The organism is Clostridium sp. (assembly GCF_021443865.1).
Lineage (GTDB): Bacteria > Bacillota > Clostridia > Clostridiales > Clostridiaceae > Clostridium.
Genome location: NZ_JABUTB010000009.1, coordinates 31,542 through 46,904 on the forward strand (window position 1 = coordinate 31,542; position 15,363 = coordinate 46,904).

The following is a 15,363-nucleotide window of genomic DNA, read 5'->3' on the forward strand; positions in this document are numbered from 1 at the left end:
TTTTTCTTCCTTTTTTCTTGAAGAATTTCTTTTTCTAAAAATAAACCTTCTTTCTTCATACAAATACCTCTTATTAAAACTATTAAATTAATTATAGAATAAGTTATATCCAAATTCAATTAAATAACAGTTTAATGCAATAAACTAGTAAATTATAGTTTTTTTTCCTATCTGTTCATATATTAAAATTATCTGCTTTAAAAGTAATTCTTATTCTTTTATTTTTAACTTTTATATTAATTGTGAAATAAATAAGCATTTTACTTTCTAATATTGTATGTTAGAATTTGTATATAAAGGAGCGGATAAAATTGTTTAAACAAACTAAAACACCTAACTACATTAAAATAGCTGTTGATATAGCACATAGAATCGTTAATAACCAATTTGTAGAAGGAGAAAAAATAACAGGTCGTACAACTTTAGTTAGCATTTATAATGTATCTCCTGAAACAATTAGAAGATCTCTGGCCCTTCTAAAGGATATGAATGTTGTTACAATTAACGAAAAAAGTGGAATTATAATAAATGATAAGAATTCTGCTAAAGAGTTTTTAAATAAATTTAAAACTAAAACTGACTTTACATATCTAAATAATGAAACTTTTGAATTAATAAAGCAAAGAAAAGAAATTGATGATAAACTAGAAAGAAATATAAATAGCGTAATCCAATTTGCTACTCAATTAAGAAATGTTGGCTCTATAATTCCTTTTGAAAGTATAGTTGAAAAAGATAGCTTTGCCGTTGGAAAAAGCATTGGTGAACTTAATTTTTGGCATAATACTAAGGCTACTATAATTGCTGTTAAGAGAGATGGCGATTTATTCTTATCCCCAGGACCATACTTTAAAATTAATTCAAACGACATAATAGTTTATGTTGGTGAAGATTCTGTTATAGAAACAGTTAAAGATTATATTTCTTTACCTTCATCTTCTAAGTAAAAGGGTGTATTTTACATTCTAAATTTTTAATTATAAGATGGGCCATAGCCCCATCTTATTTTATTCCTAATATATAGTTAACTGCCTCTTCAAATTCTATTTTCTTAAACTTTTTTCTTACTTTAAATTTAATATTCTCAATATACTTTATAGAAAATGGTATGTATTCGTCTATAATCTTTATATATTGAGAAGAAAAAAACTCCTTACTTAATATTACTGAAAATAATATTAGCATTATACAATTTGTTTTTATAAGCTCCTTTAATTCTGGTATATTTTCTCCCTTAAAACAATTTTCTTCTTCTAAAAGATTAACTGTGAAATTAATTAACTTATTTACTATGTTATCTAAATTGTAATTAGGGGCTAATTGAGACATAATTGTTGTATGACTATTGTCTATATCCGCCTTAACATCTTGTAAATCATCTGCTAATTGAAGCATAAATCCATAAAAGATAGAAAAGGATATTTCATCTTTATTTATTTTACCTTTTGTTAAAAATCCGTCTACTAAAACTGATGACCCACCTTTTTCAATGGATATTCCTAAAATATCTTCTTCATATGGAATGTTAATACCCTCTTGTTGTTTTAAACTCTTTATTTGACCTTTATGAATTGAATGTAAAGCTTCGTATAGTTCACTATACTTCTCTCTTTCAAAATCCTCTTCTATCTTACTAACTAATTTATAAACAGATTCTTCATAGGAATTCTTGCCTTTTATCCTCTCACCCTTTAATCTTCTTTTTAACCTATCATTAAAATCCTTCTTTTCTATATTATTTATATCTACACTATCCAAATAATTATCTGTATATGGATATAGCATGCTATAACCAAAGATAGCCTTAGAAAGCTTTACCTTTTCACCAAAAGATGCTTGAAGTATGTTTACTATCCAAACATTTCTAATAGCTTGCCCTATGTCCATATAACTTAAGCTTTCATTGAAAAATTTCGCCTCTCTTATAAAGCTTTTAGTGCTATTAAAAAAGTCATCTTTAATCCCTTTGTTTATTATTCCAAGCTTAAAGGTTTCCTTTTCACTTTCAATAAGGCTATTAATAATATAATTAAATTCACTTTCCCATTTTCCCTTTTTATTATCTTCCTTGGGAAATTCATTTAATTTATTTATTATTAAGTCTATATATTTATCTAGGTTTTTCTCTTTATTCTTTTTTTCTTCTTTAGTATATTTTTTAATATCTAAATTGAAGTTTTTATTTGATTTCCACCATTGTTCACTACACTTTAAATATATAGAGTTTATCAAATCCATTTTAATCCCCCAAGTCTATTCTTACATTAATCTTATTTATTCTTAACTTTGCCACCAATTAAATTATAAGCTGCATTACCTATAGTCCTTTTTAAAAATCCAACTTTAATATCTGGATGATATACACATTTTGATAATCCAGAATTCTTCCAATATCTATAATCTGCATCTCCTTCTTTAAAAGGTGCTTCTCCTGATTTTCTCCATAAGTTATACATAAAAATAGATTTCACTTGTGGATTGTGAATTTTCCTAGATATTAGATCTTCTGAAAACTTAACAGACTTATTTTTTATTATTTCTATATTTTTATTACTTAATTCCATTCCCCTATAAGCTATTGGGAGCATTTCTACAAAATTAAATCCCCAATAATAAAGGACATCTCTAACATACTTTGCTGAAGCTATATGTCCTGCCCCTGCAGTAGTAGTTATTACTAAGGCTTTCTTTTTGAAAAACTTAGGTCTATGAAAATTATAAGACATATGATCTATATAATTCTTTAATAGTCCACTAATCTGCATTGAATATACAGGTGAAGTGATTATAACAGCATCCGAATTCTCAATTTCCTTTGCTATAGCTTTAATTTTTTCATTATGTGGACATTTATCTTCTCCTTTATAAATACATAAAAAACATCCCTTACAATAAGGTATATCTTCTTTACTCAATTCAATATCTACAAATTCAATTTCACCCTTTTTCTTCATTTCCTCTTTTGCAATATTTAGCACCCTCCAAGTATTACCTCTCCTTGGACTTCCATGTATTACAACACACCTCATAAATTCCCCCTAAAATAATAAAAGAGAAAACAATATTAACTGTTTCCTCTTTTGATAATTGTTCTATTTATATTATACAATAAATCAGTGAATAAGTAAGAAGTAAAAGTGAAGAGTTTTAAACTTACATAAAATTTTATATAAAACCCTAAATATATTATTATCATTAATAGTACTTCATAAAATAAATTCTTAGCTTTGCAAAGCAAAGCATCCAAAATTCTTCACTCTTCTCTATTATCTAGTTCTTGAATGAGTGAATTGGTGCTGGTATTCTTCCGCCTCTTTGGATAAATAATGAGGATGAATATTTATTTACAGCCATTACTGGTGCTGTTCCTAATAAGCCTCCAAATTCCACCATATCTCCAACTTTACATCCAGGTGCTGGAATAACTCTTACAGCTGTAGTTTTATTATTTATCATACCTATTGCTGACTCATCTGCTATCATTGCAGCTATGGTTTCTGCGCTTGTATCTCCTGGAACTGCAATCATATCTAATCCAACTGAACATATTGCAGTCATAGCTTCTAATTTTTCTAAATTTAATGATCCCTTTAATACAGCATCTATCATTCCTGCATCTTCAGAAACTGGTATAAATGCACCACTTAAGCCTCCTACATGTCCACATGCCATTACTCCGCCTTTTTTCACTGCATCATTTAATAAAGCTAGTGCTGCTGTAGTTCCATGAGTTCCAACTACTTCTAGACCCATTTCTTCTAATATATGTGCAACTGAATCACCTACTGCTGGAGTTGGTGCTAATGATAAATCTACTATTCCAAATGGAACTCCTAATCTTTCTGAAGCTTCTTTTGCTACTAATTGTCCCATTCTAGTAATTTTAAATGCTGTTTTCTTAATGGTTTCAGCAACTACATCAAAGGATTCCCCCTTTACCTTTTCCAAGGCTCTTTGAACAACTCCTGGTCCACTTACACCAACACTTATTACCTTATCAGCCTCACCTACACCATGGAAGGCACCTGCCATAAATGGATTGTCTTCAACAGCATTGCAGAACACAACAAGTTTAGCACATCCAAATCCTTTAGTTTCTTTGGTATATTCTGCTGTCTTCTTAATGATTTCTCCCATTTCTCTTACAGCATCCATATTAATTCCACTTCTAGATGAACCTACATTTACAGATGAGCAAACCTTATTTGTCTTTGCTAAGGCTTCTGGAATTGAATTAATAAGTATTTTATCACCCTTAGTATATCCCTTTTGAACTAAGGCTGAAAAACCTCCAATAAAATCTACACCTAAGGTTTCCGCTGCCTTATCTAAGGTTTCTGCAAATTTCACATAATCCTTTTCATCTGTAGCCCCAGCAATTATAGAAATAGGAGTAACTGAAACCCTTTTATTTACTATGGGAATTCCAAATTCATTTTCAATTTCCTTACCAACTTTTACAAGGTCTTTAGCACTACTAACTATTTTATTATAAATTTTCTCTCTAGCCTTATCTCCATCTGAATCTATACAATCCAATAAAGAAATTCCCATAGTTATAGTTCTAATATCAAGTTTTTCTTCTTCTATCATTTTTATTGTTTCTAATATATTATTACTATTCATCTCTATCCTCCATATCCTTCAATTATAAAGTGTGCATAGAATTAAATATTTCTTCTCTTTGAATTTTAACTTCAACACCTAATTCTTCACCCTTGGATACTAAAGAACTCTTTATGATATCAAAACTTGAATTTGATTCCTTTAAGTCCAACATCATTATCATTGTGAAATACTTGTCCATTATAGTTTGATTAACATCTAAAATATTAATGTTTAACTTTAATAATTCAGCACTAACTCCTGCAATAATACCAACTTTATCTCTTCCGATTACTGTTAAAATAGCCTTCATAATCTTCAACTCCTACATTATTTTTTTATTTATCAAAAAAGTTAATATAATTTTATACTTAGCATTAAATGTTGTCAAACACATATAATTTTGTTAAATAAAAAAAAGTGTATCTAATAATTTCCCCTATAATCTTGTATTAACTACAAGTCATAGTAAAATTATTAGATACACTTTAAAATGAATGAAATACGCCTATTTACAATTAATTTTAAAATTTATTTTTCAATTTGCAATTAATTTTTTATTCTAAGTAGTCTACTAAACTTCTTTTAAATCTCTACAACTTACAATGTCTATTCCTGTATCTAATATATTTGATAAAACTACATCTCCTATTTTTACAGGTGCATTCACTTCTAACTTCTTTAATTCTTCCATACATTTAAATATTAATCCTTTAGGAATTTCTCCTTTAGTTTTTACAGGAAGTACAGAAAGTTCAGCATTATTAACTTTGATAGTTGTTGTTACTACTCTAACTGGATTAGTAACTTCATTTAATCCATAATTAATCCCTCTATTACATCCATTTCCAGTAACTTTATTTTCTTCTATATTTACTTTTAGATGACATCCCATAGGACAACATATACAAATTAGTTCTTTTTCCACTTTGCTCCCCCCTTAATTTACTTCCTCTAAAGATATTATTATATCTTCATTTAAATCTTTTAATAATTCTTTATTAATTACTACTCTTTCCATTTCAGCTGGAGCTAGATGCTTCTTCTTTAATTGTTTAACTACCTTATCTCCTGACATAACTTTTATAATCATATCTTTATAAACATTATTTACTCTCATAAAAATAGTTAAATTATCATCTATATCATTAGCAGATATCTTTTGAGGCACTGTGTAATTAATTCCTTTTGCATTTCTAATATTTATATAATTTTTCTTTTCTAATGAATTACCTAAATATTTTGCTACTGCCTTTCCAGCACGTTTAGCTTCTTCTGTAACAAAGTCTACTAAATCATGAACATGTACTACATTACCACAAGCAAAGATACCATCAATATTAGTTTCCATACTTTCTGTTACAATTAATCCACTTGTTCTATTATCTAAATTAACACCTACTTTTTTAGATAATTCATTTTCTGGTATTAATCCTACTGATAATAATAAGGTATCACATGAAAATTCTATTTCACTTCCCTTAATAGGTTTTCTATTTTCATCAACCTTTGAAATAATTACCTTCTCCATTCTCTTATCACCAATAACATCTGTTACTGTATGAGATAAATAAAGTGGAATATCATAATCATTTAAACATTGAACAATATTTCTATTTAATCCATTTGAATAAGGCATAAGTTCAACTACTGCCTTAACCTTTGCTCCTTCTAAGGTCATTCTTCTAGCCATAATTAATCCAATATCACCAGATCCTAAAATAACCACTTCTTTTCCTGGCATATATCCTTCAATATTAATATATCTTTGTGCTGCTCCTGCAGTAAATATTCCAGAAGGTCTGTCTCCAGGAATACCAATAGCTCCTCTAGTTCTCTCTCTACAACCCATAGCCAAAATAATAGATTTTGCTTCTAAAATCATGTATCCATCTTCAGTATTAATAGCATGAATTTTTTTATCTTCTTCTATTTCTAAAACCATAGTATCTAATTTTATTTCAATATTTGTATCTTCTACAAGCTTAATAAATCTATTTGCATATTCTGGTCCAGTTAATTCTTCTTTAAAGGTATGAAGACCAAATCCATTATGAATACATTGATTTAGTATTCCTCCAAGTTCTTTATCTCTTTCTATAATTAAAATATTATTTACTCCATTTAAAAAGGCTTCATATGCAGCTGCAAGTCCAGCTGGTCCACCTCCAACTACTATTAAATCATATATCATAATACCCCTCCTACCTTGACTTTCCAGTTAATATATAAGAACCATCTTTTTCTAGCTCTATACTCTCAAGTGGTATATTTAATTCTCTTGAAATTATTTCTTGAACACGAGGACCACAGAAGCCACCTTGGCATCTTCCCATTCCTGGTCTACATCTTCTCTTTATTCCATCTAAAGAAATATTTCCAAAGCCTCTATGAATTGCATCTACTATTTCACCTTCTGTAATTTCTTCACATCTGCATATTATTCTGCCATAGTTCTTATTTTCTTTAAGAATTTCTTTCTTTTCATCTGCAGATAATTCCATAAATCTAATTTGTTTTCTATAAGGATTAAATTTATCATTTTTTATTAAATTTAAGCCAGAATTTTTTAACATTTCAACTACATCAATTGCAATAGCTGGTGCAGCTGTTAGTCCTGGAGACTTAATACCTGAAACATCAATAAATCCTTTTACTTTATCATTTTCTTCTATAATAAAATCACCTTTATCAGTATCTGCTCTTAATCCTGCAAAATTCCTAATTGCATTTCTGAAATTAACCTTATTTGTTGTTCTTATTGCAGTATTTCTAATAAATTCTAAAGCTTCAGCTGTAGTTTTTAGTGAATCTTTGTCATCTATCTCCTCTGCATTAGGTCCAACAATTAAGTTTCCATGAACAGTTGGAGCAACTAAAACTCCTTTTCCAAGCTTTGATGGACATTGGAAAACAGTATTTTTGAAATTTTTTCCTTCATCTTTATCTAAAACATAATATTCTCCTCTAACTGCAGTGATTTTAAAGCTTTCTTCACAGATCATATTATGAATTTTATCCGCATAAACTCCTGCTGCATTTATAATATATTTAGTTTTTATTTCTTCATTATTTTTTAGCTTAATTGTAAATACATCATCCTTTGTTATTGATGCTACTTCAGAATTAAGCTTAACTTCTCCACCATTTTTAACTCCATTTTCAACTAATGCAATAGTATACTCAAAAGGTCCAACAATTCCACCAGTTGGGGCATATAGAGCTCCATAAATATTATCATTTATATTTGGTTCAAGTTCTAAAACCTCTTCTTTAGTTAATATTTTTAAGTCTTTTACATTATTTTTAACTCCATTTTCATATAGATGTTTTATTACTTTCATATCGTTTTCATCAAAAGCAAGCACTAAAGATCCATTTCTAGTGAAAGGTACTGATAACTCCTTACATAAGCCTTCAAACATTTCATTTCCAATAACATTATATTTAGCCATTAATGTTCCATACTCTGGGTCATATCCAGCATGAATTATTGCTGAATTTGCTTTTGTTGTCCCCATTGCTACATCATTTTCTTTTTCTAAAACAGCAATTTTCAAATTAAACTTAGTTAATTCTCTAAAAATGGACGCTCCAATTACCCCAGCTCCTATTATTATAACGTCATACATATTATTACCTCCCTAAAATATTATTTATATTCCCCTTATTATTTGCTTTTTACACGACAAAAAAAAGCATAAAAACAGGAATACACCTTATTCTCATGCTTATCTCTAAATCTCTCAGCACATTAAATAAATTATAGTATAATTCTAACATATATTTAATAATCTGTATATAGTTTTAATTTATTTATTTTATATGAAAAATTCATCTTCTAAACCTTCCAAATCAGTAATTTTAATTTCCTTTAAATTAAAATCTATTATTCCCATATCTTTCATTTTAATTAATTCCCTTGAAAGTGATGGTCTTGGAATCCCTAGTGCTTCAGCAAGTTCTTTCTTAGAATCTATTTTATATACATAAGTATTATTTCTCTTATAATTATCTAATAGTAGCTTACATATTTTCCTTCTAATAGAATCTAGTTCTATTAAATTAATTTTTCTATTTAAAATAACTATTTTTTGAGATAAAAGTTCTAACATATTCTCAGCAAACTTAGTATTTTTTTGCATTATCCCTAAAACACTATTTTTAGGAAAAGATAGAATTTTACAATTTTCAAGAGCCATTACTGTTGCAGGATATTCTTTATCCTTTGAAAATAATAGAGCTTCTGCAAAGACATCACTTACATTAAAATTAGATAATGTTAATACCTTCCCATTTTCATATATAGTTTGTATTACAGCCTTTCCCTCAAGTATCACTGATAAGCTATTACACTTTTCTCCTTGATTAGCTATAACTTCATTTTTCTTGTAATCTCTTACTAAGTAATGCTGACTCTTTAAAATACTATCTATTTCTTCCTCTTCAATTCCCTTAAAAAAACATGTATTTTTTAAAACTTTAATCATAAAAACCTCCTAAAAAAGTTACAAAGTAATTTTTAGTGAATAGTTAAGAGTGAAAAATTATGGTTGTTTTGCTTTGCAAAACTTAATTTCATTCCTTCATTCTTTCATTTCTTCATTATTTAATTTTTTATTATACTATCACAAATTATAATAAAAAGCTATTGTAACCCTAGTTATACTAGTTTTACAATAGCTTTTAAATATAATTACATTTCCATAAACATTTTTATATCATCTTCAACATTAGTTATTCCACCAATACCAAAGTTCTCAACTAATACTTTAGCAACATTTGGTGAAAGGAATGCTGGAAGTGTTGGTCCTAAGTGGATATTCTTAACTCCAAGGTATAGTAATGATAATAATACTATTACAGCTTTTTGCTCATACCATGCAATATTAAATGCTATTGGTAATTCATTTATATCTTGTAATTCGAATACTTCTTTAAGCTTTAATGCTATTAATGCTAATGAGTATGAATCATTACATTGTCCTGCATCTAGAACTCTTGGAATTCCACCAATATCACCTAAGTCTAATTTATTGTATTTATATTTTGCACATCCTGCTGTTAATATTACAGTATCCTTTGGAAGTGCCTTTGCAAAATCTGTGTAGTAGTTTCTTGATTTAGCTCTTCCATCACATCCTGCCATTACAAAGAACTTCTTAATAGCTCCTGATTTAACAGCATCTACAACCTTATCTGCTAAAGCAAATACTTGATTGTGAGCAAATCCACCAATAATTTCTCCTCTTTCTATTTCTGTTGGAGCCTTGCATTTCTTAGCAAGTTCTATAATTTCTGAGAAGTCCTTAGTTTCTCCATCTATACCAGCTATATGCTTACATCCTGTAAAGCCTGCTGCACCTGTTGTAAACATTCTTTCTTTATAGCTATCCTTTGGTGGTACTATACAGTTAGTAGTAATTAAAATTGGGCCATTGAAGCTTTCAAATTCTTCTTTTTGCTTCCACCATGCATTTCCATAGTTCCCTACAAAGTGATCATATTTCTTAAATGCTGGGTAGTAGTGAGCTGGTAACATTTCTGAATGTGTATAAACATCTACTCCTGTTCCTTCTGTTTGCTCTAATAATTGTTCTAAATCCTTTAAGTCGTGACCTGAAACTAATATTCCTGGGTTACTTCTAACTCCTATATTAACCTTTGTCATTTCTGGATGTCCATAAGTTCCAGTATTTGCACTATCAAGTAGAGCCATACCCTCTACCCCAACCTTACCAGTTTCTAAAGTTAGTGCAACTAATTCATCAACAGTTAAATTATCATTTAATAATTTAGCTAGAGTTTCTTGCATAAATGCACTTATTTCTTCATTATCATAGCTTAATTCATTTGCATGCTTCATATAAGCAGATAATCCCTTTAATCCATAAGTTATAAGTTCTCTTAAGCTTCTTATATCTTCATCCTTAGTTGCTAATACACCAACTTCTGTAGATTTAGCATCATATTCTTCTCTTGTAGCAGCTGTCCATAATGCAGCTTCTGATAATCCATCTTTATTTGATAATTTATTTAATAAATCTTCTTTGATTTCTAAAACTCTTCTTACTCTTTCGTAGAATATTTCATCATCAAAGTTAGCATTAGTTATTGTTGTAAATAAGTTTAATGTAATAAAATGATTTATTTCTTTTGAAATTTCTTTTCCTTCTTTTCTAAGTCTTGTAGTAACTTCTGATAATCCTTTTGTTGTATATACTAATAAATCTTGCATTCTTGCTAATTCTGGTGATTTTCCACAAACCCCAAACTTAGTACATCCAGTACAACCTGCTGTTTCTTGACATTGGAAGCAAAACATTTTGTTTTCCATCTGATAAATCCCCCTTGGTTTTAATTAATTATTTATCTTATGGCTTTATTATATTTATCTTAATTAATTAATTCGGTAACATTTGTTACACTTAAATAAAAATATATTTATTTTTTATTCCCATTAAATTATCACTATTTAAACTACACAAATAAAAGAATCAAAAAAAATTAGTCTTTATATGTTCAAAACAAAAAAGCCTCTTCAATATAGTAATAAACTATTTTAAAAAGACTTTAATATTAGTATTTATATAAATTTTTATATTCATTTAGTATTTAATTCTTAATAAAGGATTTTCCTCTCCACTTACCACTTTTCCATCTTATTAGTACAAGGATAGCTCTAAAGCATTCATCAATTGTAAACCCAATCCAAACGCCTACTAATCCAAGTCCAAATCTTATTCCAAGTATATATGACAATACTACACCAAAGGTCCACATTGAAAATACACCTATATAAACTGGAAATCTTACATCTCCTGCTGCCCTTAATCCATTAATTCCAACAAGATTAATGCATCTCCCTGGCTCTAATAAGATTTCTATTAAGAATATAATTGATGCAATAGATATGATTTCTTTATTGGTGGTTAAAATACCTATTACACCTCTTCCTACTACTGAAATTATAATACTTATAACTATAGATACTAGTACTGCTTTTTTTATAGTATACATACATAACTTATAGGCATTATCTTCGTCTTTATTTCCTATAAATCTACCTATCATTATGCCTCCACCTTGTCCAATTGCTGAAGCAAAAATGAAACTAAAACAAACTATTGTCCCTATGTAGCTCTTAGTTGCCATGCTATTAGGTCCTAATAAGTTTATAAAACTAGTTACAACTATTTGTGAAAAATTATATGAAATGTTTTCTGCTGCTGAAGGTATTCCTATTTTTAATATATTTACAAATTGCTGCTTAGGAAATGGCTTAAACATACTTAAGGTAGCCTTCTTAAATATTAAGTTAAAGGTTATTTTCCCTAAAACTACTACTCCTACAGCTTTGCTTATAGTAGTGGCAAGTGCTGCCCCTGCAACTCCCATTACTGGAAGTCCTAGCTTTCCAAATATTAAAATATAATTTAATACAATATTTATTATATTAATTGTTATAGTTACTTTCATACAAACCTTTGTTAAGCTATGAGCTCTTAATATAGCCGTAAATGTCATCATTATAGATTGAAAGAATAAAAATCCTCCAACTATATATAAGTATTGACGCCCAAATTCCATTATTTCAACAGGAGTATTTAAAAACTTCAAAATAGAGCTTCCACCTAAGAACATTAAAACACTTACAATGATTCCAACTATAAGATTTATTCCAATTGATATTCCTGCAACTTGAATTATGGTTTCTTTCTTGCTTTTAGCACCTAAGTGTTGTGCTATTAAAATTGATGTTCCTGAAGTTATTATTACAAAAAGAAGATTAAACATCCAAATTACTTGATTTGATACTCCAACTGCTGCTACTGCATTGTCAGAATACTTTCCAAGCATTATAGTATCTACACTGCCTAAAAGAGAAAACAAGGCAATTTCAACAAATAATGGCCATGTTATTTTTTTTAGATCATTCTTAACTTTTATATCCATAAATCCTCCATACAAAAATGTATATTCATAATGATATTTATTTCCCTTTGTATTATACTGTTAATATAGCTATTATTCTCGTTGAAAATTGCTTATAAATATAAGTATTTTGCTAATAATAAAGGAGTTTATTAAAAATGGATAATACAAGTTATTTAAAACTTAAAGAGCAAGTTAGCCATGGAAATATCCAATTGCCTTTACAGGTATATAATATAGAAGCTCAAAGTTCAGCAGACTCTTATTCCCATTGGCATGACGAAATGGAATTTATATATATTCTAGATGGTAATTCACAAATTCATATAGATTTTAAAACTTTCACTATTTCATCAGGAGATTTCATAGTAATTCCTAAAGGCTCTATTCATTATATGGCTGGATTAAAGGATTCTAAAGTATCTTATATAGCTCTTGTTTTTAATCTTTCTCTTATTGAAGGGAGTACCCTAGACTACTCTCAAATTAGCTTTATTAATCCAATAATTGAAAATAAATTGCTATTTAGAAATATAATTACTTCTAAAGATAGTGGATATAGCTCTATAATTAATTCCTTTAAGCAACTAATTGATAGCTTTAATTCTAGAAACTACGGTTATCAGTTATCTATTAAATCCTTTCTTTTTAATATTTTTTATACACTATTTAATGAAAATCATGTAACTATCGATATAGAAAAAGATCATTATAATGATTTAATTAAAGTTGAAAAGCTAAAGGAAGTAATTAAATATATACAAACCAATTATAAAAAACCTATTTCAATTAAAGAATTAGCTGATATAGCTAAGTATAGTGAATATCATTTTTTAAGATTTTTTAAAAATGAGACAAGCAAAACTTGTACCCAATACATAAATCACTTTAGGATTCAAAAAGCAGCATTGCTTTTATCTAATACAAGTTTATCAATTACAGAAATAGCTTATGAGGTTGGTTTTGGGGATGTATCCTATTTCATAAAAACCTTTAAAAAATATATGTCTACATCTCCTAATAAGTTTCGAAAGACTTCTCTTGTATTATAGAAAAAGAGGTAGATACTATCTTTCTTTAAACTTGGTAAATTCCAGTTAGTAGAATATAATATCTATTATCCTCTTATTTACTTAATCTTATTTTCAATTATAACTTTCTATTAAACTTTAAATTCAGCTTTACTTCCTTTGTTTGTTGAAGATACTTCTAATTTTACTTCTATTCTATCCTTTAATTCTTGTACATGAGATATAACTCCAACTACTCTTCCATCTCCTTGAAGTTCTATTAGACATTCTATAGCAGCATCTAAAGATTCTGGATCTAATGTACCAAAGCCTTCATCTATAAACATAGTATCTAATTGTATTCCACCTGAATAGCTTTGTACTACATCTGCTAATCCTAATGCCATTGAAAGAGATGCCTTAAAGGATTCCCCTCCAGATAAAGTTTTTACATCCCTAGACTTTCCTGTGTAATTATCAAATACTAGAAGATCTAGACCTTGGCCTTTTCTCTTATCGCCAAGTTCCTCTTTTCTTAAAAGCACAAATCTATTACAGGTCATTTGAGAAAATCTTAAATTTGCAGCAGTTATAATATCTTCAAAATATGCAGCTAAAACATATCTTTCAAAGCTGATTTTTCTAGGATTATCTCCATTAATTATCTTTGCTAATTTACCAACATTACTATATTTCTTTTCATCTGCTTCTATTGATTTATTAAAGTTCTTACACTCAAGAAGGATTTTACTATTTTGATTTACCCTTAAGTAAATTTGTTTTTCCTCTTCTTCTAATTTTATCTTATCTTGATTTTTTAACTTTAATTCTTCTTCAATAGAATAAACATCTACAAATTTTAAGTCCTTACAACCTTCAAAGGAAATGTTATATATTTTTTCTGAATTAGAAAGATTCATATTATATTCATTTATACTATTTTCAAGTAAATCCAGTTCTTCCTCTGGAAGCCTACTTTCAGAATAATCCTTATATCCTTCAAAGCCTAATTCAATAACCTTGTTTTTGAAATTTTCTACTGCAATATTTAATTCTTCTTCTGAAGTTTTAACCATAGATTCTAAGGAAGCTTTATTTCCATTTTCTTTATCAAAAATAGTTTTTAAATCGTTATAATACTTTTCAGCTTTATTATAGCTTTCCTTAATATTATCTAATTCTTTATTAATATTAAATTCTTCCTTTTCTAAAGCATCTATAGTTTTAATTTCTCCATTAAATTCCTTTATTATATTTTCTAAATTTGCTTCTTGAGACTTAAATTCCCCTTCTTTAATAACAAGCTCATTATTCTTATTCTTTAATTCTAATGCTAAATTTTCATTAATAGTTTCAATATCACTCTTTCTTTTGTTCTTTTCAACTTCTTTTGAAACTTCTTTTTCCATATTAGCTTTCTTATTAAGTAATAAACTTAATTCTTCATTATTTACTTTTATGCTGTTATTAACTTTTTCTATAGAATAATTTAAATCATCAATATTATCTTCATTATAAATTTCAATAAATAAAGGCTTAATATAATCATTTTTTAGAGAATCTATTTCTGCCTTAATTTTAGTTAACTCTCTATAATATTTCTCTCTAGTATTATAAGCTTCTTCTGTCTTTAATTTTGCTTCTTTTACAGCTTCTTCATTTATACTATCCACATCAATATGAGCTAAGTATGGATGGTTAGTTGAGCCACAAACTGGGCAAGCTTCCCCTTCTTTTAAATCCTTTGCTAATATTCCTGCTACATTTCTTCTAAAAACATCCTCTAATTTTTCATAAACTTCTTTCTTATCTA

Annotated in this window: 13 protein-coding genes; 2 read left to right on the plus strand and 11 right to left on the minus strand. The window is 28.1% G+C overall.

Annotated features, from left to right (window positions below; translation table 11 throughout):
• The first annotated feature begins 311 nt into the window (after positions 1–311).
• Positions 312–947, plus strand: a complete 636-nt coding sequence (locus HUJ77_RS02845; protein ID WP_291707062.1) for a TrkA C-terminal domain-containing protein — start codon at positions 312–314, stop codon at positions 945–947.
• 55 nt (positions 948–1,002) lie between these two features.
• Here HUJ77_RS02845 and HUJ77_RS02850 read toward each other — a convergent pair whose 3' ends face one another.
• From HUJ77_RS02850 to HUJ77_RS02895, 10 genes are all read right to left on the minus strand, one after another.
• Entirely contained in the window at positions 1,003–2,238 is a 1,236-nt protein-coding gene (locus tag HUJ77_RS02850) for a hypothetical protein (protein ID WP_291707063.1), read from the minus strand.
• Between the two features lie 32 nt (positions 2,239–2,270).
• The gene (locus HUJ77_RS02855; protein ID WP_291707064.1) at positions 2,271–3,029 is read right to left on the minus strand and encodes an NAD(P)H-dependent oxidoreductase; all 759 of its coding nucleotides are present in this window, start codon (positions 3,027–3,029) and stop codon (positions 2,271–2,273) included.
• A gap of 241 nt (positions 3,030–3,270) precedes the next feature.
• Positions 3,271–4,626, minus strand: a complete 1,356-nt coding sequence (locus HUJ77_RS02860; RefSeq protein ID WP_291707065.1) for a PFL family protein — start codon at positions 4,624–4,626, stop codon at positions 3,271–3,273.
• Positions 4,627–4,648: 22 nt separating this feature from the next.
• On the minus strand, positions 4,649–4,918 hold the full coding sequence (locus tag HUJ77_RS02865; protein ID WP_291707066.1) for an ACT domain-containing protein: 270 nt from the start codon (positions 4,916–4,918) through the stop codon (positions 4,649–4,651).
• A gap of 261 nt (positions 4,919–5,179) precedes the next feature.
• The gene (locus tag HUJ77_RS02870) at positions 5,180–5,533 is read right to left on the minus strand and encodes a DUF1667 domain-containing protein (RefSeq protein ID WP_291707067.1); all 354 of its coding nucleotides are present in this window, start codon (positions 5,531–5,533) and stop codon (positions 5,180–5,182) included.
• A 12-nt stretch (positions 5,534–5,545) separates the two neighbouring features.
• Entirely contained in the window at positions 5,546–6,799 is a 1,254-nt protein-coding gene (locus tag HUJ77_RS02875; protein ID WP_291707068.1) for an NAD(P)/FAD-dependent oxidoreductase, read from the minus strand.
• A gap of 10 nt (positions 6,800–6,809) precedes the next feature.
• Positions 6,810–8,237 carry an NAD(P)/FAD-dependent oxidoreductase gene (locus HUJ77_RS02880; RefSeq protein ID WP_291707069.1) on the minus strand — a complete coding sequence of 476 codons (1,428 nt, stop codon included), beginning with the start codon at positions 8,235–8,237 and terminating at the stop codon, positions 6,810–6,812.
• Positions 8,238–8,426: 189 nt separating this feature from the next.
• Positions 8,427–9,095 (minus strand): Crp/Fnr family transcriptional regulator, encoded by a 669-nt coding sequence (locus tag HUJ77_RS02885; protein ID WP_291707070.1) that lies wholly within the window; start codon positions 9,093–9,095, stop codon positions 8,427–8,429.
• Positions 9,096–9,301: 206 nt separating this feature from the next.
• Positions 9,302–10,942 carry a hydroxylamine reductase gene (hcp, locus tag HUJ77_RS02890; protein ID WP_291707071.1) on the minus strand — a complete coding sequence of 547 codons (1,641 nt, stop codon included), beginning with the start codon at positions 10,940–10,942 and terminating at the stop codon, positions 9,302–9,304.
• A gap of 278 nt (positions 10,943–11,220) precedes the next feature.
• Positions 11,221–12,561, minus strand: a complete 1,341-nt coding sequence (locus HUJ77_RS02895; RefSeq protein ID WP_291707072.1) for an MATE family efflux transporter — start codon at positions 12,559–12,561, stop codon at positions 11,221–11,223.
• A gap of 137 nt (positions 12,562–12,698) precedes the next feature.
• On the opposite strand from HUJ77_RS02895, the gene HUJ77_RS02900 reads away from it, so the two are divergent.
• A complete protein-coding gene (locus tag HUJ77_RS02900) occupies positions 12,699–13,592 on the plus strand; it encodes an AraC family transcriptional regulator (protein ID WP_291707073.1) in 894 nt (297 codons plus the stop codon).
• A 110-nt stretch (positions 13,593–13,702) separates the two neighbouring features.
• Here the strand turns inward: HUJ77_RS02900 and HUJ77_RS02905 are convergent.
• Positions 13,703–15,363 (minus strand): SbcC/MukB-like Walker B domain-containing protein (locus HUJ77_RS02905; protein WP_291707074.1); only part of this gene is annotated, 1,661 nt, incomplete at its 5' end.